Origin of the sequence: Alteromonas sp. Cnat3-28 (genome assembly GCF_022348265.1) — a bacterium.
Taxonomy (GTDB): domain Bacteria; phylum Pseudomonadota; class Gammaproteobacteria; order Enterobacterales; family Alteromonadaceae; genus Alteromonas; species Alteromonas macleodii.
The window spans coordinates 228,445-251,047 of record NZ_JAKREY010000006.1; the positions used below are offsets into that span (position 1 = coordinate 228,445).

The 22,603-nt window shown below is 45.6% G+C and carries 18 protein-coding genes and 1 pseudogene; 11 read left to right on the plus strand and 8 right to left on the minus strand.

Translation table 11 applies throughout. The annotated features are described in order from the left end of the window. Positions 1-35 precede the first annotated feature (35 nt). The 6 genes from MHM87_RS08745 (at position 36) to MHM87_RS08770 (ending at position 7,674) form a co-directional block, all read left to right on the plus strand. Positions 36-1,382, plus strand: a complete 1,347-nt coding sequence (locus MHM87_RS08745; RefSeq protein ID WP_239258645.1) for an FAD-dependent monooxygenase — start codon at positions 36-38, stop codon at positions 1,380-1,382. Beyond that, positions 1,369-2,541: an FAD-dependent monooxygenase gene (locus MHM87_RS08750; protein WP_239258647.1), complete on the plus strand. Its 1,173-nt coding sequence runs from the start codon at positions 1,369-1,371 to the stop codon at positions 2,539-2,541. Before MHM87_RS08745 ends, MHM87_RS08750 begins: the two co-directional genes overlap by 14 nt. 248 nt (positions 2,542-2,789) lie before the next feature. Beyond that, a complete protein-coding gene (locus tag MHM87_RS08755) occupies positions 2,790-4,334 on the plus strand; it encodes a M28 family metallopeptidase (protein WP_239258669.1) in 1,545 nt (514 codons plus the stop codon). 47 nt (positions 4,335-4,381) lie between these two features. Next, positions 4,382-5,257, plus strand: a complete 876-nt coding sequence (locus MHM87_RS08760; RefSeq protein WP_239258650.1) for an EamA family transporter — start codon at positions 4,382-4,384, stop codon at positions 5,255-5,257. 110 nt (positions 5,258-5,367) lie between these two features. Further along, the gene (locus MHM87_RS08765) at positions 5,368-6,657 is read left to right on the plus strand and encodes a Xaa-Pro peptidase family protein (protein ID WP_239258653.1); all 1,290 of its coding nucleotides are present in this window, start codon (positions 5,368-5,370) and stop codon (positions 6,655-6,657) included. Positions 6,658-6,741: 84 nt separating this feature from the next. After that, positions 6,742-7,674, plus strand: coding sequence for an exopolyphosphatase (locus MHM87_RS08770; protein ID WP_239258655.1), 933 nt, complete (start codon positions 6,742-6,744; stop codon positions 7,672-7,674). Positions 7,675-7,727: 53 nt separating this feature from the next. On the opposite strand, the gene MHM87_RS08775 is transcribed toward MHM87_RS08770, so the two are convergent. Beyond that, on the minus strand, positions 7,728-8,576 hold the full coding sequence (locus MHM87_RS08775; RefSeq protein ID WP_061095674.1) for a LysR family transcriptional regulator: 849 nt from the start codon (positions 8,574-8,576) through the stop codon (positions 7,728-7,730). A 142-nt stretch (positions 8,577-8,718) separates the two neighbouring features. Here MHM87_RS08775 and gcvT point away from each other — a divergent pair, with 142 nt between their 5' ends. The 3 genes from gcvT (at position 8,719) to gcvP (ending at position 13,233) form a co-directional block, all read left to right on the plus strand. Further along, complete coding sequence (gene gcvT / locus MHM87_RS08780; protein ID WP_239258657.1) at positions 8,719-9,798, plus strand: glycine cleavage system aminomethyltransferase GcvT; 1,080 nt, start codon at positions 8,719-8,721, stop codon at positions 9,796-9,798. Positions 9,799-9,824: 26 nt separating this feature from the next. Beyond that, positions 9,825-10,214 (plus strand): glycine cleavage system protein GcvH, encoded by a 390-nt coding sequence (gene gcvH, locus MHM87_RS08785; protein WP_014950360.1) that lies wholly within the window; start codon positions 9,825-9,827, stop codon positions 10,212-10,214. Between the two features lie 121 nt (positions 10,215-10,335). Then, entirely contained in the window at positions 10,336-13,233 is a 2,898-nt protein-coding gene (gene gcvP / locus MHM87_RS08790) for an aminomethyl-transferring glycine dehydrogenase (RefSeq protein WP_239258659.1), read from the plus strand. Positions 13,234-13,646: 413 nt separating this feature from the next. On the opposite strand, the gene MHM87_RS08795 is transcribed toward gcvP, so the two are convergent. From MHM87_RS08795 to MHM87_RS08825, 7 genes are all read right to left on the minus strand, one after another. Continuing rightward, on the minus strand, positions 13,647-16,754 hold the full coding sequence (locus MHM87_RS08795; RefSeq protein WP_032096159.1) for a CusA/CzcA family heavy metal efflux RND transporter: 3,108 nt from the start codon (positions 16,752-16,754) through the stop codon (positions 13,647-13,649). Between the two features lie 60 nt (positions 16,755-16,814). Beyond that, positions 16,815-17,744 (minus strand): efflux RND transporter periplasmic adaptor subunit, encoded by a 930-nt coding sequence (locus tag MHM87_RS08800; protein WP_014951216.1) that lies wholly within the window; start codon positions 17,742-17,744, stop codon positions 16,815-16,817. After that, on the minus strand, positions 17,737-19,134 hold the full coding sequence (locus MHM87_RS08805; protein WP_239258661.1) for a TolC family protein: 1,398 nt from the start codon (positions 19,132-19,134) through the stop codon (positions 17,737-17,739). The genes MHM87_RS08800 and MHM87_RS08805 overlap by 8 nt, the downstream gene beginning before the upstream one ends. A gap of 72 nt (positions 19,135-19,206) precedes the next feature. Then, the gene (locus MHM87_RS08810) at positions 19,207-19,584 is read right to left on the minus strand and encodes a hypothetical protein (RefSeq protein ID WP_014951214.1); all 378 of its coding nucleotides are present in this window, start codon (positions 19,582-19,584) and stop codon (positions 19,207-19,209) included. Positions 19,585-19,603: 19 nt separating this feature from the next. Then, entirely contained in the window at positions 19,604-20,503 is a 900-nt protein-coding gene (locus MHM87_RS08815; protein WP_014951213.1) for a cation diffusion facilitator family transporter, read from the minus strand. Then, positions 20,490-20,855, minus strand: a complete 366-nt coding sequence (locus tag MHM87_RS08820) for a DUF3703 domain-containing protein (protein ID WP_014951212.1) — start codon at positions 20,853-20,855, stop codon at positions 20,490-20,492. Before MHM87_RS08820 ends, MHM87_RS08815 begins: the two co-directional genes overlap by 14 nt. Then, entirely contained in the window at positions 20,852-21,478 is a 627-nt protein-coding gene (locus MHM87_RS08825; RefSeq protein WP_014951211.1) for a cation transporter, read from the minus strand. The genes MHM87_RS08820 and MHM87_RS08825 overlap by 4 nt, the downstream gene beginning before the upstream one ends. Before the next feature lie 79 nt (positions 21,479-21,557). On the opposite strand from MHM87_RS08825, the gene cadR reads away from it, so the two are divergent. Together cadR and MHM87_RS08835 are read left to right on the plus strand one after the other, a co-directional pair. Continuing rightward, a complete protein-coding gene (gene cadR / locus MHM87_RS08830; protein WP_014951210.1) occupies positions 21,558-21,980 on the plus strand; it encodes a Cd(II)/Pb(II)-responsive transcriptional regulator in 423 nt (140 codons plus the stop codon). A gap of 327 nt (positions 21,981-22,307) precedes the next feature. After that, positions 22,308-22,475 (plus strand): annotated as a pseudogene (locus tag MHM87_RS08835) (helix-turn-helix domain-containing protein); the annotation flags it as partial. Positions 22,476-22,603: the final 128 nt, after the last annotated feature.

Here is a 22,603-nt window from a genome sequence, read left to right on the forward strand (position 1 = left end):
AATTATAGCCTCTGGGCAACAGGAAAATAAAAACAGTGGAATCGGCAGCAGCGGTTGACGTAGTAATTATTGGTGGTGGTATTGTCGGTACTGTATTAGCCAAAGCACTCGCAGAGAAAGTATCTCCTGCAAACAGCTCTGGCTTATCTGTCACCCTAATTGATGCGGCTGACCCAGAGCAAACCAGTAAAAGCTTAGTCGACTTTAACCCTTTTACCGACACCCGAGTGATTGCCTTGGCAAGGCGTACCGTTGAAGAACTGTCTCACATGGGGCTAAACCTTGATGATGTAGCTAAGCAGCACAACGGTGAGTTACCTCCTCAAATTAAGCATATTGAGGTTAGCGACAAGGGGCACTTGGGGCTATTAAACCTTCAAAGCAGTGACTACCACATTGACGCGTTTGGCCAGGTGGTGAGCTTAAGCGCACTAACGCGATTGGCGGCAGGTGCAACCTCAAGCTACCAATATATCGCACCTGCCAAGGTAACGAACGTAAAGCAGCAGTCTAATTTTGTAGAGGTGCAGCTAGATAGTGGGCAATCGCTTACCACAAAGTTGCTGGTACTAGCCGATGGCGGTCGTTCAGGATTAGCTAACCAGGTTGGCATTTTAAAAACAGTTGATGATTATCATCAAACGGCCATTGTCTTTAACGTACACACTCAGCTCCCACATGAAAACAAAGCGTACGAGCGTTTCACCCAAAGTGGCCCGCTAGCGTTCCTGCCTTTCGACAGTGAAATCGATGATATCAAGGCTAGTGGAAACGGCTTTTCAGTTGTATGGACTGTAGATACTGACGCAGCAAAGTCGTTAATGGCATTAAACCAATGCGCATTTATCAAGGCCCTACAGGAAGCATTTGGCTATCGACAGGGCAAAGTATTGAGAGTCAGTGAGTTGGCAAGTTACCCGTTAGCGCTTACTAAAGCCCAGCAAGTTGCTAGTCATCGCACCGTGGTGGTAGGGAATGCGGCACAGGCGCTACATCCTATTGCAGGGCAAGGCTTCAATCTAGGCTTACGTGACTTAACGGCTTTAGTGTCTGTTTTGCAAGCGTCAGCGGAAAAGCACGGCGAGCATAATTCATACGAAGAGAAAAGCGATACAATCGCATCAGCTAATTTCGATGCAGGCGCTTTTAGTATTACTCAGCATTACGCTAATTCGCGTAAGAATGATAGGGATAACACAATAGTCCTGACCGATACGCTAGTTCGCACCTTTTCAAACCAGTATTTTCCAACGGTAATTGGGCGTAATGTATCGTTATTGGCATTAAGCATGATGCCCCAGGCGAAAAAAGCGTTTGTTAAACACACGACGGGCTACGGCGAAACACCACTAAGAAAAAGAGATAACAATGCAGCATGTTGATATAGCGATAGTGGGCGGCGGAATTGTAGGGCTAACCCTTGCAGCGGCGCTTAAACACAGTGAATTGAGCATAGCAATAGTCGATAAAGCGGCGTGTTATCAGACTCTGGACGAGAAGCCTACGGCGAGAGTGAGTGCCATAAACCAGGCTAATATTAAAGCGCTGCAACAGTTTGATGTGTGGTCGCATTTGCAGCAAGACCGCGCCACCCCTTACACCGACATGCATGTATGGGACAAAGACAGTTTTGGCGACATTCACTTTTCATGCGATGAAATGGGCAGTGATGCTCTTGGCGTGATTGTAGAGAATCAGGCTTTAGTTAATGCACTGTCTAAATCTGTGGAAGTGCAGCCTAACGTGGAGTTGATCACCGCGGGTATTGATAGAGTGTTAGCTGGCCCAAATCAAACCATGCTGATGCTTGATAATGACGACGTGCTAAGCTGCAGGTTGTTAGTAGGCGCCGATGGCGCAAATTCGTTTGTGAGAAAGCAGGCTGGCTTGCCTATTACTTTTAAAGACTACGAGCATACCGCGATTGTCGCTAATATCAAAACGGTAGAGCCGCATAATAATGTGGCGAGACAAGCGTTCACACCCACAGGACCGCTCGCGCTACTGCCTATGTCTGAGCCAAATGTATGTTCTATTGTATGGTCTCAAACGCCAGAGCAAGCAAACTCATTAATGGCATTGGATGACGCTGCGTTCTGCAATGCGTTAACTGCGGCTAGTAATAGCGTTCTTGGCACTATTTCGCTTGAAACCAAGCGCGCCGCTTTCCCGTTGACCATGCGTTATGCACGCCAGTGGGCGAAAGACGGTGTGGTGCTGGTAGGCGATGCAGCGCATACCATTCACCCGCTTGCAGGGCAGGGCGCTAACTTGGGAATGCAAGATGCGCTCGCACTGGCGGAAACCCTAAACAACTTAAAGGCGTCGGGCAAAGACATTGGTTTGTACAAGCACTTACGCAGCTACGAGCGAAGCCGTAAAACAGAAGCCACGAAAATGATTGCCGCAATGGACGGCTTTAAATTCTTATTCGACGGCGACGACCCCCTCAAAAAGTTGCTCAGAGGAATCGGTCTTTCAGCCACAGACAAACTCAGCACCATTAAAAACGCCTTCGTCAGCCACGCCATGGGCCTATAAACCCCATTATTATGGTTTAGTCGTTTCGGCGTTGAGATAGTCAGCGGTACAGGATACTCTTCGGTATCCTTTTTTATTTGTACCAATGGCTTATGTTTACTTATCTTTGCAAACCTTATCGCGCCTTTTCCTTTGTCTGCGCCGCTTCTGTACTTACTTCTACTTTAATGACTGGTTCGGCGAATGCCGAAGTACCTGCTTCTAATTTAGCCTCGGTTGAATCGTCTGCGACAACAAAAAGCAAAAAGATGACGCTGAGTAATGCCTCTATCGATTTGGATGTTTATCGTCAGCACGTTAAAACACTGGCAAGCGATGAGTTTGAAGGGCGAGGGCCTTTGTCGAAAGGTGAAGAGAAAACAGTCGATTACTTGGTAACTCAATACAAAAAGCTAGGGTTGAAGCCAGCCTTTGGCGATAGCTACACTCAAGCTGTGCCTTTAGCTAAAATAACGCCTAAGAACATTTCATCTTTAAAAATAGGCGGGCTTGATTTTAGCGCAGGCAGCGAGTTTACAGCCCGTACTCAGCGCATTGTTAATGACTACTCACTTACAAATAGTGACGTAGTTTTTGTGGGTTATGGCATTAATGCCCCAGAGTACAATTGGAATGATTACGCAGGCCTTGATGTAAAAGGAAAAACCGTTGTAATGCTGGTAAACGACCCGGGTTTCGCTTCTAAAGATCCAGAGCTTTTTCAGGGCAACGCAATGACTTATTACGGTCGCTGGACATATAAGTACGAAGAAGCAGCCAGGCAGGGGGCAGAAGCGGTTTTCATTATTCATGAAACCATGCCTGCGGGTTACGGGTGGGGCGTAGTCGAAAACTCAAATTCCAATACCAAATTCAGTTTAGTCGACGACAACAACAATGCTTCACAAGTCGGTGTAATGGGTTGGCTTCATTTAAATGCCGCCAGAAAGCTATTTGAAAAAGTGGGTATGGACTATGGCGAGCTTAAAAACAAAGCTTCAAAGCCAGGATTTATGCCCATCGCGCTAAACACAAAAGCATCATTGGGCTTCACCAATACTATTGAGCGTGCCGAGTCTCAAAATGTTGCGGGTATTTTAGAAGGAACAGATAAGCCAGAAGAATGGGTAATGCTTCACGCTCACTGGGACCACCTAGGCAAAGTTGAGAAGAACGGCCAAACCACTATTTACAATGGTGCGGTAGACAACGCGTCAGGCGTAGCTGGTGTGCTTACATTGGCAGATGCGCTGTCAAAACGCGAAGAGGGCTTTGCACGTACACTAATGTTTAGTGCGTTTACCGCCGAGGAAACAGGACTACTCGGTGCCGATTATTTTGCAAATAACCCACCGGTACCAACGTCGAACATGGTGGCTTTTTTAAATATAGACGGCATGAATGTAAACGATGATGTTGATTACATTTTGCAGTACGGCGAAGGCTATTTGTCTATTGAAGACGATTTAGCGACAGCTGCCGCATTACAAGGGCGAACGGTCAAAATGGATCCGCGACCTCAAAATGGATTGTTCTTCCGCTCAGATCACTTCGCGCTTGCTAAGCAGGGCGTGCCTTCAATTTTGTTCATGAGCTTAGGCGATACCGACCCTAGCTTCATCGCCAAACGCTACCATAAAGCGGATGATGACTACCTTCCAAGCTGGACATTAGGTGGTGTGCAACAAGACCTCTCACTTATCGGCTCTATGCTGAACTACTATGCCCAAGGCGATGTGTGGCCATACTGGAAACGCGACTCTGATTTTAAAGACAAGCGCGTACAGGCAATGGAAGCTAAAGAGGCAAAGTAATTCGCGCCTAACTGTAGGTAGCGATATAACAAGGTAAAGCGACGCTAATGAGTTGGATTTTATTTACGTTGGGCGCGGTAGTTATGCAAACCGTGCGCAATGCACTGCAGAGCAAGCTGAGCGGCGCAGTTAACACCTCTGGGGTGACGCTCTCTCGCTTTATCTTGGCTCCGCCAATAGCCTTCGTCTATTTACTCATTCTCTACAGCAGTAGCGCCAGTCAAGTGCCTGAGTTCTCAGGCTCTTTTATTGCAGTGATACTGTGTGCTTCGCTACTTCAAATAGCGGCCACTTCTTTAATGGTGATTTTGTTCAAGCAGAAGAATTTTGCCATTGGCGCAGGTCTAGCGAAGAGTGAGGCCTTGGTGGCCGGCGTTGTAGGCATGCTCTTTTTCGGAAGTTATTTAACGCCCCTTGGGTGGGCGGGCATAGTAATAGGCGCAATAGCAGTATTTGTGTTAAGCAGCGGCAATCGGCTCCATGGCATTAGTGTGAAAACCATGGTTATAGGTCTTGCCTGCGGTACCTGTTTTGCGCTTACATCACTGTTGGTGCGCGAGGCTAGCCATATGCTAAATGTTCAGCATACAGTGGCTGCTGCTTGGGTGTTGTTATGGGTGCTATGTGTACAAACGATAAGTTTAAGTGGTTATATTGCGCTAACTAAACCCTTCGTTTTCAGACAGCTAACCAACGCTAAAAAGCAGGTGCTAGCGATTAGCACGGTAAGCTGTTTGGGCTCAATTTGTTGGTTCACCGCTATGGCATTGCAACATGTGGCGCTAGTAAAAACGCTTGGGCAGTTAGAGGTGTTACTTACCTTGATACTTTCACATTACTGGCTAAAAAATGCAGTCACAAAACGCGAAATTGCTGGCTTACTTCTTATTGGGCTTGCCGCCATCTTCGTTATGTGGGCATAAAGTACTGACAATATTAAACACTGAAATTTTTAGTACAAAATCAATTCAATGTTATTTTCATAAAACAAAAAAGTGCTAAACAACCTTAATTAAAACGACAGGAAGGGAACATGGATAAGCGGCATTTCTTGAAATTAGCGGGCGCTAGCTTTGCGCTTGCTCCTGTGGCTTCTATGGCTGCAATTAATCAAACCAATGCAACAGACATTAACGGTTTAAGCGGGCTAAGTGATATCACCGCAAATGCGAAGCCGATTACCGTAGAAGAATGCAAAGCACGTATTGAAAAAGCGCAGTCGCTTATGAAAGCCCAAGACATTGCGGCAATTCTGGTCGAGCCTGGCGCTGCAATGGATTATTTTTCAGGGATTAAATGGTGGCGTAGTGAGCGCTTGACCGCGCTGGTTATCCCTCAAAAAGGTGACATGGCGGTGGTAACGCCATTTTTCGAAAAGCCAAGTGTGCTTGAGTCGTTAGCTATAGGCGATGATGTAAGAGTGTGGCAAGAGCATGAAAGCCCGTTTGATGTCGTAGCCAATGTTTTAAAATCGCGCGGTATAACAAGCGGCAATATCGGCTTTGAAAGCAGCGTACGCTACTTTGTCGTTACTGGAGTCAGCCGAGCGCTGCCAAACATTAATATCGTTCCCGCCGAGCCAATTACACTAGGTTGTCGCATGTATAAAGCTGCGAGTGAACTGGCACTTATGCATAAGGCCAATGAAGTTACTTTACGTGCTTACGAGTTTGTTTTTAGTAACCTCAAGCTAGGCATGAGTCAGCAGGATGTAAAAAGTTTGATGAACACCGCACAGCAGCACTTAGGCGGCAGCGGTACATGGTGTTTGGCGCTGTTTAACGATGCAAGTGCTTATCCTCATGGCACAAATGCAGCACAAACTATCAAAGAAGGTTCGGTGATCTTGCTAGACAGTGGTTGCAGCGTGCACGGTTACCAAAGCGACATAAGTCGTACTTTGGTATTTGGCAAGGCGTCTCAGAAAGTTCAGGACGTATGGCATACAGTAAGGGAAGGGCAGAACGTGGCATTTGCCGCAGCAAAAGTTGGTGAACCAGCAGGAACAGTGGATGATGCAGTGCGCCAATTCTACGCCAGCAAAGGGTACAGCAAAGACTATGCATTGCCTGGGCTAAGTCACAGAACAGGTCACGGTATCGGCATGGAAGGACACGAGAGTGTTAACTTCGTGCGTGGTGAAAATACGCCACTTAGAAAAGGCATGTGCTTTTCTAATGAGCCAGGTATCTATATTCCGGGTGAATTTGGTGTGCGCTTAGAAGACTGTTTGTACATGACAGAAACAGGCCCCGCTTACTTTACCGAACCGCCAGAAAGTTTGGCGAAACCGCTGGGTAAATTACTGAATTTAAAAAGCTAAATAAGAAGTTAATAAACCTGTCTCTCAAAATTTTTATTAGCTGTTACACTTAAAATTATTACCTAAGTGAATGATGGATAAACTATGCCTGACAGAAAATTTAGATTGGTTACGCGAAGTGATTTCGATGGACTGGTATGTGCGGTTTTATTGAAAGATTTAGACTTAATTGACGATATTTTGTTTGTTCATCCAAAAGACATGCAAGACGGTAAAATTGATATTACCGAGAATGATATCACTACTAACCTGCCTTACGTTGCGGGTTGCCATATTGCCTTCGACCATCACTTAAGCGAAACAGTGCGTAACTCAGGCGATATTGATAATCACATCATTGACCCGAAAGCGCCGTCGGCAGCGCGCGTTGTTTACGACTATTACGGTGGTGCAGATAAATTTCCTAATATCTCAGTAGATATGATGGATGCAGTAGATAAAGGAGACTCTGCACAGTTTAGCGAAGAAGAAATCCTTGAGCCCACAGATTGGGTGCTCATGAATTTCATCATGGATGCGCGAACTGGGCTTGGTCGTTTCAGAGATTTCAAAATCTCTAACTATCAGCTAATGATGAAGCTAATAGATGCGTGCAAAGACCACAGCATTGGAGAAATACTGCAAATGGAAGACGTGGCCGAGCGCGTGAGTTTGTATCACGAGCACAATGAAATGGCGAAGGCGCAAATTGCCAAGTGTTCTACTGTATACGACAACCTAGTAGTGCTTGATTTAACCGACCAAGAAACCATTTACGCGACAAACCGGTTTGTTATTTATGCCATGTATCCCGACTGCAATATCTCTATTCACAAGATGTGGGGGCTGAAAAAGCAAAACGTGGTATTTGCTATTGGTAAATCCATTACTAATCGTAGCTCAAAAACCAATGTGGGAGAGTTGTGCTTGAAGTATGGCGGCGGTGGTCACATGAACGCAGGTACATGTCAGGTTGAAACCAGCAAAGCCGAAACTGTACTCGGCGAGCTTATCGAAACTATCACAAATGATGGCTAAAGCTAATTGAATAAGAACGGTGGGGCAGAAAAAGTACTCTGACCCCCCAATTTTTATTGGGTTAGCCGAACTTTAAAGAATTCGGCGAGTGTTTTACTTATTACCGGGTGCTGGGTGTCTTGGTTAAATAAGCAAATGTTGACCTTGCCTAGCTTGGGCAGGTGCGGGTGGTTTAGCGCTATAAGGTTTGCCGGTAAGCTTGATTTTGCTAGAGCTGTCACGCCTAGCCCCTGTTGAATGGCGGCAACCAGCCCGCCTAAATCTGCGTTGGTATAGCTAATTTTCCATGCAAAGGTTTGCTGCTTTAACTGCTCAATAACGCGGCTTCGATACATACAACCGTCGGGAGCAAGCACCAAAGGAATATTGTTGCCAACCAACGGGTGAGCCGTGTCGCCAACCCAAACTACATCATCTTCTAACACAACTTCGCCTTCTGTCTGCTCGCCCGGGTTAACCAACGCCAAAATCAAATCGAAATGATCGCGCTGAGTCGGGTGCAGCAAATCACGGCTTAAGGCCGAGGTCACTTCAAGTGATACATCGGGATAGCGCTTTGAAAATTCGCCAATTAGGCCCGGCAGTAGCGTAGAGGCAAATTCATTGGGAATACCCAAGCGTAATCTGCCGCTAAGTGGCGCAGGAGTGAGGCTTCTAAAAATGTTGTCGTTAAGTTCTAACAGCTCTTTCGCTTTTGGGTACAGCCAATTGCCGTCGGCGCTAGGTACATGCCTTTGCCCAACTTTGGTAAATAGCTTGCGGTCTAACTGCGATTCTAGCTTTTTAATTTGTAGGCTTATTGCCGGTTGAGAGCGGCCTAAAAAGTCGCCCGCTTTAGCGTAGCCACCAAGCTCAATAACGCTAACAAAGGTGCGTAAGGTATCAAGGGAAAGCTGCTTCATGTTGATTTGCAATCCTAATGTAGTTTAACCAATACATTATAAATATAAATGTATTGATAAGAAATTCCAATTTGTTGCATAAACGTTAGCTCACTATACTCAACTTCGTTTTCTACCTTTCAATTCAAAAAGAGTAAGTGGAATGTCTAATACCACCGCCCTACACGCAAAGCACCTAGAAGCCGGTGCGAAAATGGTCGATTTCTTCGGCTGGGATATGCCAATTAACTATGGTTCACAAATTGAAGAGCATCACGCTGTGCGTCAAGACGCCGGTATGTTTGATGTGTCTCACATGACCATTGTTGACGTAAAAGGCGCGCAAGCCAAAGCGTATCTTCAGTATCTTTTAGCCAACGACGTGGCAAAACTAAAAGACAAAGGCAAAGCGCTATACAGCGGCATGCTTAACGAAGAAGGCGGTGTTGTAGACGACCTTATCGTTTATCACTTCGACGAAACTAACTATCGCCTAGTAGTTAACTCAGCAACGCGCGAAAAAGACATGAACTGGTTAATGAGCAAAGCAGAAGGCTTTGACGTAACCATCACCGAGCGCCCTGAATTTGCCATGATTGCCGTACAAGGCCCTAACGCAAAAGAAAAAGCAGCCACCTTGTTCAGCGCAGCGCAAAAAGAAGCGGTAGCGGGCATGAAGCCATTCTTTGGTGTACAAGCAGAAGACTTGTTCATTGCCACTACAGGTTATACCGGTGAAGCAGGTTACGAAATCATGGTGCCAGCTGAGCAAGCGGAAAGCTTCTGGCAAGCACTACTAGACGCGGGCGTTAAGCCATGCGGCCTGGGTGCTCGCGACACCCTTCGTCTAGAAGCAGGTATGAACCTGTACGGACAAGATATGGATGAAACCGTATCACCACTAGCCGCCAACATGGGCTGGACAATTACATGGGAACCGGCTGATCGTGATTTCGTAGGGCGTAAAGCACTAGAAGCGCAGCGCGAAGCGGGTACCGACAAGCTAGTAGGCTTGGTGATGATTGAAAAAGGCGTGCTGCGTCACGGTCTTAAAGTGAAAACAGAAAGCGGCGAAGGCGTTATCACTTCAGGTACGTTCTCTCCAACTCTAGGTCACTCAATTGCGATGGCACGAGTACCAAGTGATGTTGGTGAAACGGTAGAAGTGGAAATGCGCAAAAAGTGGGTTACAGTAAAAGTGGTTAAGCCCTCCTTTGTTCGCAATGGAAAAAGTGTTTTATAAGTTAACAGAGAATAACAGGAACGATTATGAGCAACATCCCAACTGATTTACGCTATGCCGCTACGCACGAATGGGTTCGCCCTGAAGGTGACGGTGTTTTCACTGTAGGTATTTCTGAGCACGCACAAGGCTTACTTGGCGACATGGTTTTCGTTGATTTGCCAGATGTTGGCGACGCAGTAAGCACTGGCGACGACGTATGTGTTGCTGAATCGGTAAAAGCAGCGTCTGACGTTTACGCGCCAATTTCAGGTGAAATTGTAGCGATTAACGAAGACCTAGAAGATTCACCAGAGCTAGTTAACTCTGACCCGTACGGCGACGGTTGGCTATTCAAAATTAAAGCTGACGATGCGGCAGAAGTAGAAGGTCTACTAGACGCTGAAGGCTACGAAAACAGCATCGACGAAGAGTAATTCGTTACGCAGTTTTAAAAGAACCATAATTTGAAAAGGGGCATGAAGATAATTCAGCCCCTTTTTAACTTAAAGATTTAACGCGCCCTTGCGGCAACCATTACGAGTGCTTAACAACGTTATGTCGAATACTTCCCCTACATTGGCTCAACTAGAGCAAAAAGATACATTTATCCGCCGTCACATTGGCCCGGGTAAAGGCGAAATTGAAGAAATGCTGTCTGCTATTGGTGCAAGCTCACTAGACGATTTAATTGAGCAAACTGTACCGGCAGGTATTGCGCTACCAGAGCCACTAAAATGTGGTGAAGGGGCGACAGAAGTTGAAGCATTAAGTGAACTTAAAGCCGTTGCACAAAAGAACAAAATTAACCGCTCTTTCATTGGTATGGGTTACTACGATACGCACGTACCAAACGTTATTCTTCGCAACGTGCTAGAAAACCCAGGTTGGTACACAGCGTACACGCCTTACCAGCCAGAAATTGCCCAAGGTCGTTTGGAAGCCATTCTTAACTTCCAACAAGTGACCATTGACCTAACTGGCCTAGAGCTAGCATCGGCGTCATTACTTGATGAAGGTACAGCGGCGGCTGAAGCCATGGGCCTTGCTAAGCGTGTGTCTAAGAACAAAAAAGCGAATGCGTTCTTTATTGCTAACGACGTTCACCCGCAAACGGTTGACGTGGTTGAAACCCGCGCTGAAATGTTCGGTTTTGAAATCATCAAAGGTGCGGCAGAAGAAGCAGCAGAACACGACGTATTCGGTGCGCTACTTCAATACCCAACCTCTACCGGTGAAGTAAAAGACATCAGCGACATCATTGCAGCAGTACAAGAGAAAAAAGGCATTGTGGCAGTAGCCGCTGACCTAATGAGCTTAGTAATGCTTAAGTCGCCTGGCGAGCTAGGTGCAGACGTGGCACTTGGTAGTGCACAGCGCTTTGGTGTACCTATGGGCTACGGTGGCCCGCATGCGGCATTCTTTGCTACACGCGACAGCTACAAGCGTTCACTACCTGGCCGTATTATCGGTGTAAGTAAAGACACCCGTGGACGCCCAGCACTTCGCATGGCGCTACAAACCCGTGAACAGCACATTCGCCGTGAAAAAGCGAACTCGAACATTTGTACAGCGCAGGTGCTGCTAGCCAACATGGCAAGCTTCTACGCGGTGTACCACGGCCCACAAGGCCTTAAAACTATTGCTGAGCGCATTCACCGCTTCGCCGACATTCTTGCTACTGGTTTAAACCAGAAAGGTGTAGCTCTTAAGCACAGCACGTACTTCGACACGCTAACCGTAATGGTAAGCAACAAAGAAGACGTACTAGCAAAAGCCTATGCAAAAGGCATGAACCTACGTGCTGACCTTGAAGGTGCGGTAGGTGTGTCGCTAGACGAAACTACCACACGTGAAGACATTGTTGCGCTATTCGACGTACTTCTTGGTGAAGAGCACGGCTTAACAGTGGAAGGTCTGGATGCAGAAGTAACCACGCAAGACGTAAAATCTATTCCTGAAGGTTTATTACGTACTAGCGACTTCCTAACGCACGAAGTGTTTAACAAGTATCACTCTGAAACAGAGATGCTTCGTTACATCAAGAGCCTTGAAAATAAAGACTTGGCGCTTAACCACTCAATGATTTCATTGGGTTCGTGCACCATGAAGCTAAACGCAACGGCTGAAATGATCCCAGTAACATGGGCTGAATTCGGTCAGCTTCACCCGTTTGCGCCACTAGACCAAGCAGCGGGCTATCAAGAAATGATTGCCGAACTTAGCGAGTGGTTAATTAACGTAACAGGTTACGACGCGCTTTCAATGCAGCCTAACTCAGGTGCTCAAGGTGAATACGCAGGCCTATTGGCTATTCAGCGTTACCACGAAAGCCGTGGCGAAGGTCACAGAAACGTGTGCCTAATTCCAAGCTCTGCCCACGGTACTAACCCGGCTTCTGCGCAAATGGTTAGCCTTAAAGTGGTAGTAGTAGCATGTGATAGCAAAGGTAACGTAGACCTTAACGACCTTCGCAAGAAAGCGGAAGAAGTGGGCGATAACCTATCGTGCGCCATGATCACATACCCGTCTACCCACGGTGTATATGAAGAAACCGTACGCGAGATTTGTGACATTGTTCACCAATACGGCGGTCAGGTTTACATGGACGGCGCGAACATGAACGCGCAGGTGGGCATTACGTCACCTGGCTTCATTGGTTCAGACGTATCGCACCTTAACCTACACAAAACCTTCTGTATTCCTCATGGTGGCGGTGGCCCAGGTATGGGACCAATTGGTGTTAAATCGCACCTTGCGCCATTCCTACCAAACCACACGGTTGTTAACGTAGAAACAGCAGGCAAAGACTGTGGTGCAGTATCGGCAGCACCATGGGGGAGTGCGTCTATTCTGCCTATTAGCTACATGTACATCAAAATGATGGGTAGCGCAGGCCTTCGCCGTGCAACCGAAGTTGCTATTCTTAACGCTAACTATGTGGCTAAGAAGCTAGAAGGGCACTTCCCAGTGCTTTACAAAGGCAACAATGGCCGCGTAGCGCACGAGTGTATTATTGACCTTCGCCCGCTTAAAGAAGCAAGCGGTGTAACAGAGCTAGACATTGCGAAGCGCCTAAACGACTACGGTTTCCATGCGCCAACCATGAGCTTCCCAGTTGCGGGTACGCTTATGATTGAGCCAACCGAGTCGGAAGCGAAGTACGAACTAGACCGTTTCATTAACGCTATGGTTAGCATTCGCCAAGAAATTGCGAAAGTAGAAAGCGGCGAGTGGGATGCCACTGACAATCCGCTACACAATGCACCGCACACACTAGCTGACATCTGTGACAGCGACTGGAACCGCAGCTACGACCGCATGCTAGCGGCGTACCCAGCACCAGAAGTACACAGAAACAAGTTCTGGCCAACGGTTAACCGTATTGATGATGTTTATGGCGACCGTAACTTGATCTGCTCTTGCCCTAGCATTGAGAGCTATGTTGAAGAGTAGGGTGGTTTAGCTGCGTTGCTGTTAGAGCTTGATTGATTTGAAAGGCGAACCGGTTGGTTCGCCTTTTTTGTTTCAAGTTTTAGTGTTTAGAAGTCCGTTTTAGACAAACAGCAGACGTTCAGGGCTCTCTGCTCTTGATTCCGATATTTACCATAAGCGGAAGTTAATATGCTTTATTCTGACTGACTCTTCAGTGGCATAAAGCAGTTATTCAGACCACAATAGTCCACAGGATGCGCCTCCAAAAGCCGAATGTTGAATATTACAATTGATAACCAACCCTACAACTCCAAATTTTTATTACAAAGCGATTTACGAGCCACCTCCCCATTTTGTCAAAAGAAGTCGAATGATCGTCATGGGGGTAAGTAAATCCGGGGCATTGATTTATAAACCCAAATGCCCCAGTGCTGCTAATTCACCTTATAGTGAACGAGTCTATAGAGTACAGGTAGTACAACCAGAGTTAACAAGGTAGAGGATATGATCCCACCAATGACCACCGTTGCCAGAGGTCGCTGCACCTCTGCGCCAGTACCTACGTTAAGCGCCATGGGCACGAAACCAAGACTCGCCACTAACGCTGTCATCAGCACTGGCCGCAAGCGAGTCATTGCACCATCAATAATCGAGTTTACCAACTCGCCAGTCTCTTCCATCCTCTGCCTGATAAAAGACAGCATTACCAGACCATTCAATACAGCAATACCAGAGAGCGCGATAAAACCAATCCCTGCCGATATTGAAAGAGGCATATCTCTGATCCAAAGAGCAAAGATGCCGCCAGTTAATGCCAAAGGGACGCCTGTGAAAATTATCAAGGCGTCTTTGACTGAGCCAAATGCAATCACAAGTAATGCAAGGATCAGGAAAAGCGTTGCGGGCACAACCAAGCTCAGTCGTTGACTTGCACTTTCCAATTGCTCAAACGTTCCACCATAACTTATCCAATAACCACTCGGCAGTGCCACATTGGCTGCGATTTGCTCTTTAGCATCATTGACAAAAGAGCCTAAATCACGATCTCTCACATTTGCTGTGACGACGATACGGCGTTTTGCGTTTTCTCGACTTATTTGACTGGGTATATTGGTATATTCAAGCTCAGCCACCTCGGCGATTGGCACATACTCACCATCATTGGTCATGATGGGTATATTTCCCAGCGCTTCTAAATCATTGCGAATCTCTTCAGGATAACGAACAACAATCTCAAAGCGTCTGTCGCCTTCAAATACCAAACCAGCTTCTTTGCCGCCAACTGATGCACTTAACCACGTTTGCAAGTCAGTTACGTCTAAGTTGTAACGCGCCAGCGCATAAGGCTTCGGGTTCACCGTGAAGATGGGGATCTCATCTACTTGTTCTACTCGTGCATCAGCAGCGCCCGGAATATCTTGTAATACGGATAAAACATCACCAGCTGAATCCCGCAGCTTATCCAGATCATCACCATATATCTTGATCCCTAAATCTGCCCTAACGCCACTAATTAATTCGTTAAAGCGCATCTGTATAGGTTGCGTAAACTCATAGTTATTGCCGGGTACATTTTGAAGATCCCTCTCCAATTGCTCGACAAATTCCGTTTTCGATAATGCAGGGTTTGGCCATTCATCAATTGGTTTTAGCATTACAAAAGTGTCAGTGACGTTGGGTGGCATAGCATCAGTAGCCACCTCAGCAGTACCCGTTTTAGCAAATACGGTGTTTACCTGTGGGTATTGCATAATGACCTGTTCAAGCCGTTTTTGCATATCGACAGCTTGTTCAATTCCTGTGCCGGGCACTCTCATTGCATGAAGGGCTATGTCACCCTCATCTAGTTGCGGCACAAATTCAGAACCTAGGCGCATCCCAAACCAAACACTGATAACTACGAGTAATGTTGCTGCACCTACTACCAACCATCGTAATTTTAATGCCCACTCCAGTACAGGGCGGTAAACTGATTTAGCCCCAGTGATTATTGGACTCGCTTTTTCACTGACTTTGCCTGACATAAACATAGCAACAGCTGCGGGCACAATGGTGATTGAAAATACCATTGCCGCTAGCAATGCCAATATTACGGTAGCCGCCATTGGGTGAAACATCTTCCCTTCGACACCTGTTAAGCTAAAGATAGGAATGTACACAATCGTGATTATCATCACGCCAAATAGACTTGGGCGTATCACCTCATTCGTTGCCTCAAATACGACTTCCAGCCGTTCTTTAAGAGGCAGTATTGCACCCGTTCGCCGCTGCGATTCACTTAATCGCCTAATACAGTTCTCGACGATAATAACCGCTCCGTCAACAATCAGTCCAAAGTCTAACGCACCTAAGCTCATTAGGTTCGCGCTAACGCCCGTTTGTACCATGCCTATTATTGTGGCAAGCATGGCAAGTGGGATGACAGCGGCGGTGATAATTGCTGCCCGTATATTGCCCAGCAATAAAAATAAGACAACAATAACGAGTAGTGCGCCTTCAACAAGGTTTTTTTGTACTGTATTGATGGCTTTATCCACGAGCGTAGTGCGATCGTATACACTTTGGATAATTACGCCCTCTGGCAGGCTTGCTTGGATTTCATCCACTTTATCAGCCACGTCTAGCGCAACAGCTCGGCTATTTTCGCCTATTAGCATCATAGCTGTGCCCAACACCGTCTCTTGACCTTCTCGTGTTGCAGCGCCCGTTCTAAGCTCCTTACCGATGGCGACCTCTGCAATGTCACTTACCGTGACGGGAGATCGGTTTGTAAGCGTTACCACCACGTTACCGATGTCCTCAACGCTCGAAAGTCTCGCTTGTGAACGTACTAGTATTTGCTGGCCGTTGCGTTCAATGTACCCAGCGCCCTGATTAGCGTTATTTCGATTTAATGCCCGCAATAAATCGTCAGTACTAACGCCGTAATTAAGCATAAGTTGAGGATTAGGCTTCACATGATACTGTTTGGTAAACCCCCCAATAGCATTAACCTCTGTTACCCCTTTCACCAAGGCCAGTTGAGGTTTCACCACCCAATCGTGTAACTCTCGAAGCGCCATTGCATCAAATTTTCTGCCATCGACAGTTACTGTGCCGGGCTTCGCGCTAAGCGTGTACATGTAAATTTCACCCAAACCTGTGGCAATCGGCCCCATCTTAGGCTCAATACCATCGGGCAATTGGCTTTTGATAATGCCTAGCCGTTCGTTTATGAGGTTTCTGGCAAAATAGAGATCCGTGCCTTCTTCAAAAACGGCCGTCACTTGTGATAAGCCATAGCGCGATAGTGAACGTGTGTAGTCCAAGTTTGGTAATCCTGCCAAAGCGTTTTCTACCAAAAAGGTGATACGTTGTTCAGTTTCAAGCGGTGAATAACCTTCTGCTTGTGTGTTGATTTGTACCTGAACGTTGGTGATATCGGGTACGGCATCAATAGGCAGCTTTTGATAACTGAATAGGCCTAATCCAATCACCAAAAAGGAAAGCATCAGAAAAATACCGCGCTTTTCGATTGCGGTACGAATAATGGAAACTAGCATCTTAAACCTCCCTTAGAACTACACGCCATTTGACAGGGAAATATCAGTTGTAGTGAGGCATTAATGATCATGGCCTGCCTCCGATTTTTCCAAATCTGCTTTAATTATGTAGCTATTGGAAGCCACGACGCGTTCGCCTGCTTCAAGGCCACTGATAACCTCGATATAGTGACCATCTGAGACACCAAGCTCTACCGCTCTGGGCGCATACTCATCACCCTCAACCACAAAAACAACTTGTTTGGCTTCATACTCTTGCACAGAAGATAGAGGAACCGAATGACTTACTGACTTAGTTGACGTCGTAACTTGTGCTTTGACCAGCGTACCGAGTGGCCAATATCCAGTACTATTATCGACAGCTACATTGGCAAGAGAGTGTGGATTGCCATCAGCTGAAGGCGTAATATATGCAATCTTGGAGGTTTGGTTGAAACCTGCGTGGCTTAGTTCAACTGACTGTCCAACCTTGATGCTGCTAAGCATTTGTGAAAAAACGGTCAGCTGTGCCCATACGTTTTTATAGTTAGCTAACGAAAAAAGTACTTGCCCGTTTGATAACTCACCATTATTCGCATGTCGCGCAATCACATTGCCATCAAAAGGTGACGTGATGGAATAACTTTTTAAACTCTCATTGGACTCAACAACCGCTAAAATATCACCTTTCTTAACGGAATCGCCAATGTTGACTTTTACATCTTTAATAACACCGTCAAACCGTGCTCTTATATGACTTAATGAGGCGGGGTCTGCACTAATTCGCCCATAAAGCGTACTCGTTAACGCAATATCGCGTGCGAGCACGGGAGTTGCAGAAATACCATTCTGAATTGCTGTTTCATTGCTCATTCTTACGACTTCACCTGCGTGATTGTCTTGATCGCTGGAACTTACATCACTGTGTTTACCTCCTGCGATTGCGGTTAGGCTATAAAGGCTAAGGGTGAAGATAGAAATAAGTACTTTTTGTATTGTGAATTTATTCATAATCATGACTTCTTATCGAAATGTTAGATGACTGCTGCCAATTGCTTTTGTGACTTGGGTGAAATGAGTCATCATTGTGCTCATTCGTCAGCGCGAGACCTGTGAGTGTTTCAATTTCTGTTTTGCTTAAGTGAACTTGAGACGCTGCCTCTATTAATGTCAGCCGGGTTGTCAGAAATTCTTGTCGAGTAGTTACCCATTCCAAGTAGCTGAAACGGCCCTCCAAATAGGCGTTCTCGACTAAATCTAACGCGCCCTTTAACGGAGGAATCACCTTGCGCTGAAGTGTGTCAATCTCTAGCAATGCTCGTGTATGTTCGCCTAACGCTTGATTAACTGAATGTAATAGGCTTCGAACGTTGCTTTGTCTTTGCTGCTCTATTGCGTCAAGACGTGCCCTGTTTGCTTCATATTCACCAAGGTTTCGTTCTTTTTGAAACAATGGAACGCTTACTCCGGCAACCAGTGCTGTTTCATCAATACCTTGCATTCTGCGAAGCCCCGCTGACCACTCAATATCAGCGCGGTTATTCGCTTGCACTAAACGAAGCTGCGCCGCTTGCACACGGCTTTGTTTAGCGTATAGGTCAATGTGAGGGCTATTTTGGATTGCGACTGCCAGCGCATCAAACGACTCAATCTTATTAAAAGCAAAAAGATCGCCTTCCACACGCTTAAAGCTCGGTACCTGCTCCCCCCACATGATGGATAAACTGCGCAAGGCAAACGTTAGGTCCTGTTGAGCTAGATTAACATCGAGCTTTGCTTGGGCCAGCGCAGCTTGGGCACGTTTTTGTTCTAACAAGGGGGACGCGCCTGCTTCAACGCGTTTCGTTACGGCATTCAATGTATAAAGTGCAAGTGCCTCTGCATCTTTTATGACGTCTAAGTTCGCCCGCAATACGAGTACTTTGATGTAACGACGATTAAGCTCACCGAGGATATCTAAGGTGAGTATTCGCTTTTCAACATCTTGCTGTATTCTTCGTTCAGAGAGTACATTCAACCTTGCTGCTGGCTTATCATTGAGCTGTAACACTGATGATAATGTCAAGGTAACTTCAAGCTCTTTGAGACCTGATACCTCGCCAGTTCCCAAAAAGTTCTCTAATTCAACCCCTGCATTCAATGCGGGTTTAAGCGCCGCCGTTTTTGACTCTCCGTCTATAACACGTTGTTTAAATTTAAACTCATACAGACTTGGATTATTGGCAAGTGTTAGTCTAATAGCGTCCTCAAGAGTCAGCGTTTCTCGTATGGGCGCTTGGACACTTTTGTCTACAAATCTGTTGGTTTTCGCCGCATGAGCGGTCGGTGGACTGAGTAATAAGCCCAGTATGCAACTGCACACAATGGCAGATGCATGCCCGAAAATAGGAAACATTTTCATTGGAATATCCTAATAATTTATCAATATTTAGCATCGCGAGTGTTATCAGCGCGGTGCTATCGAAAAAACGTACTAGGAAGTAATTTTGGGGGGGCGAAGTAAGCGGTTAATAGGTGCGTCAATTACCGCATCTAAATAGTTGAAATTGTGGACTGAAACCACTGTTTTCAGACTGTTGATATGACTCTGACTGACCCATTGTGCATGTGTGCCATGGCAGTGGCCGCAATGGTGACAATCAGCAGGATTGTGGTGCTCTGTACTTACTTTATCACTGGTTTCATTGGCAGACAGCTCAGACTGCACTTGCTCGTGCTCAGAATGCTTATGCTCGTGTTGCAAGTGCTGAATGTCTATTGCATGAAAATCTAACGAATTCGCCACAGCAGAAAACGACTGAAAGAGTATCAGCGAGATCACGATGTAACTTATGCGTTTTAGATTTTTCATGTATGAAAGGTTACCAAGCCTAATTCACTTCGTCACGACATTGTTCATTAGCAAACTCCAGCTCAACTGTCGTATGTTCAAATTTATACTTTTCTAACGAACTGTGTATGTTTTCTTTGAGTGATTGGAGGTGCTCAAGACTGACATCTTCATCAAGAACAAGATGGACCGTCATTACGTTACGCTCACCGTCTAGAGACCAAATATGAAAATGATGAAGATCACTTACCTTATCGTTTGCCAGTAAATCGCTTCGAATCTTTGAAAGCTGTTCTTCATCGGGCGTTGCTTGCAAAAACAGCATTAGGGTTTCTTTGAGATTGCGGAACACATTGAAAAGGATGAACAAAGTAAAGCCAATGGATAAGATTGGATCTAAAATAGGCCAAGGCTTAAACATTAAGACGATGGACACGATAAATACTGCTACCCAACCAAGCACATCTTCCAGCAAATGCCAGTTGAGGACTCGCTCATTTAATGAGTCTCCCTCACTCAGTTTATAAGCCGCAAAGCCGTTTACTGCCATCCCAAAGATAGACAATAAAACCATCCCTTCAACTTGGGGCATTTCAGGCTCAGCCAAACGAGGTATCGCTTCAAGCAATATCCAAATGGAGCCTACCGTCAGCACAATACCGTTAATCAATGCACCGAGTAAGGAAAATCTTTTGTAGCCGTATGAGAATGTTTGATTAGAATCTTTATCGCTAAGCTTGTTTAATCCCCACGCTGTACCAATGGAAAGACTATCACCCAAATCGTGCACTGCGTCAGCCATAATAGCGGTGCTGTTGGTAAGCCATCCACCAATGAATTCAATAACAGTGAACACCACATTTAAGAAAAACGCCCATCCAATACGTTTAGACGCGTCGGTTGAATTCTCTTGCGAGTGTGAATGGTTATGACTGTGCATTTCTAATTTTTTCCAATATGGCTTTGTTTTCGGGTGAAATAGACATTGACTTGAATGGACTCACGTTTGCCCCACCAGTATTGCCCTCAGGCAATAAGCCAATTGGAGTTTTAGTCAGCGCACCTAGCATTCTAAAAATTTGTCCAAATATCTCTTTAAGGTCGCGGCGTTCTATTCCAAATTTAAGCATTTCATAATGCACTCGTGTGTGGTGGTATGTTGAGTGCTGACCGATGACATGAGCATCCTCTAAGGCCTTAAATCCTGCTTTATTGTCATTGTTCGAAAGGGATTGATGCGCGGCGCTCAGTTTTTGAAGTATGTAAGGTTTTGCTGCTTGAGTGAAATTCATACGATCTCTCCATTCGTCGAGCTGTTTTCACGGAATTCCTGTCTGGCGTCTTTTAGAATTAAGACTGCGCCTCGTAACACAACGATAGACACAATAAAACCTATGACCAAATCAGGCCAACGAGTATCGAATAGATAAACCATCACACCCGCCAATATCACTCCTATGTTTGCAATGACGTCGTTTGCCGAGAATATCCAACTTGCTCGCATATGCACCTCGCCATTTTTTTGTTTTCTGATTATCGCCAAACATATAACGTTAGCGATAAGTGCAACACCGCCCATGCCCATCATAAGCATAGATTCAGGCCCACTTCCAAAGGTTGCGCGACGAGCTATGTCAAACAAAATTAATAGGCCTAATGCCAATTGAAAATATCCACTTACCTTTGCAGCATTGGCTTTGTGAACAATTGTTTTCCCTACTGCATATATACCAACACCGTAAACGACTGCGTCAGCCAACATATCAAGGGAGTCTGCAATAAGTGCTGTTGAGTCAGCGAGTAACCCTACACTCATTTCAATGATAAACATCACAGCATTGATGCCCAATAGCCAGTAGAGAACTGCCTTTTGTTCTTGGTCTTTTATCTCAATTTCGCACCCACAACCACTCATAAAAACACTCGCTTTACTCACCTATAACGCGAGTGTAAACTCTATACTTGGTATAGAGTCAAGCTTTAGGCAAGTTAAAATGAAAATTGGGCTTCTGGCAGCTAAGACAGGGTTGAGTATTCAGACAATTCGTTTTTATGAGCGTAAATCACTATTGGCTGCACCTGAGCGAACGGCATCGAATTATCGAAGCTACTCTGAAGATGCACTGAAGCAGTTATTGTTTATAAAGCAATGTCGCGCATTAGATATGACAATCGAGGAAATTAAATTAGTACTGGAAACCCGAGCAAACCCAGAGAATAGCTGCGAAAACGTTAATACTACAATAGATAAGCATGTTGACGATATCGAACATCGGATAGCTGAATTAAAAGTACTACAAGAAACACTGATTTCAATTCGTTCTGCTTGCGATCATGATAAGAAGGTTAAAGAGTGCGGGGTATTGCATCAATTAGATAGCATTGCAGAAGTGTGTTCTTCTAGTACGGAGAATTAGTCTCGAATTATCAGTTTTATGTTGGAGCTTTGTCATAGGTATTCGGCTAAAGCAGCCATTCAATTTTTATTAGTAGCATGACCGTTGATTACCTCATTCGTGTCATTAAAATCTTAATGAGCCAAGGTCTGCTTCACGTGCACAAGAGACTGTCAATTTTGGTCTAGCTCTATCTCTGAAAGTGTCAGGTTAAGTGACGACTAATCCAGTTTAGCGTGTTAACACCAAGCGACTTTGTCGTATCTTAATTACCAAGCGATTCTGTCGGTCATTTTTTTATGTGCCTGTTAGTGTTTTGTTTTTTGAATACTAGAAGGCATGTTGAGGATGATTGTGATGGATTCTAAAGCTCAACTCACCGTTGATATAATAGCTAAAGTGGTTGAAGGTAAAATATCGATTGCCAATGCTACCAAGTTACTCAATAAATCCCGACGTTCAATTGAACGCTATATAAAACGCTATCAAGAAGTCGGTATTCAGTTTGTGGTGCATGTGCATATTCCGGCCTGATCTGAACAGCGATTCTGGAAACACTTGAACACCTATTCTGGAATTATTTGAACACTGATTCCGGATTTATTTAGTACAGTTTTGGGCTTATTTCCGGAATCGGTGTTCAA

Coding starts and splice junctions, on each gene's coding strand:
- MHM87_RS08820 (WP_014951212.1), bottom strand. CDS start 20,855: ATGAATTTCACTCAAGCAGCAAAACCTTACATACTTCAAAAACTGAGC.
- MHM87_RS08810 (WP_014951214.1), bottom strand. CDS start 19,584: ATGAAAAATCTAAAACGCATAAGTTACATCGTGATCTCGCTGATACTC.
- MHM87_RS08825 (WP_014951211.1), bottom strand. CDS start 21,478: ATGAGTGGTTGTGGGTGCGAAATTGAGATAAAAGACCAAGAACAAAAG.
- cadR (WP_014951210.1), top strand. CDS start 21,558: ATGAAAATTGGGCTTCTGGCAGCTAAGACAGGGTTGAGTATTCAGACA.
- MHM87_RS08760 (WP_239258650.1), top strand. CDS start 4,382: ATGAGTTGGATTTTATTTACGTTGGGCGCGGTAGTTATGCAAACCGTG.
- MHM87_RS08755 (WP_239258669.1), top strand. CDS start 2,790: ATGACGCTGAGTAATGCCTCTATCGATTTGGATGTTTATCGTCAGCAC.
- MHM87_RS08800 (WP_014951216.1), bottom strand. CDS start 17,744: ATGAATAAATTCACAATACAAAAAGTACTTATTTCTATCTTCACCCTT.
- MHM87_RS08750 (WP_239258647.1), top strand. CDS start 1,369: ATGCAGCATGTTGATATAGCGATAGTGGGCGGCGGAATTGTAGGGCTA.
- MHM87_RS08775 (WP_061095674.1), bottom strand. CDS start 8,576: ATGAAGCAGCTTTCCCTTGATACCTTACGCACCTTTGTTAGCGTTATT.
- gcvT (WP_239258657.1), top strand. CDS start 8,719: ATGTCTAATACCACCGCCCTACACGCAAAGCACCTAGAAGCCGGTGCG.
- MHM87_RS08770 (WP_239258655.1), top strand. CDS start 6,742: ATGCCTGACAGAAAATTTAGATTGGTTACGCGAAGTGATTTCGATGGA.
- MHM87_RS08815 (WP_014951213.1), bottom strand. CDS start 20,503: ATGCACAGTCATAACCATTCACACTCGCAAGAGAATTCAACCGACGCG.
- MHM87_RS08795 (WP_032096159.1), bottom strand. CDS start 16,754: ATGCTAGTTTCCATTATTCGTACCGCAATCGAAAAGCGCGGTATTTTT.
- MHM87_RS08805 (WP_239258661.1), bottom strand. CDS start 19,134: ATGAAAATGTTTCCTATTTTCGGGCATGCATCTGCCATTGTGTGCAGT.
- MHM87_RS08765 (WP_239258653.1), top strand. CDS start 5,368: ATGGATAAGCGGCATTTCTTGAAATTAGCGGGCGCTAGCTTTGCGCTT.
- gcvH (WP_014950360.1), top strand. CDS start 9,825: ATGAGCAACATCCCAACTGATTTACGCTATGCCGCTACGCACGAATGG.
- gcvP (WP_239258659.1), top strand. CDS start 10,336: ATGTCGAATACTTCCCCTACATTGGCTCAACTAGAGCAAAAAGATACA.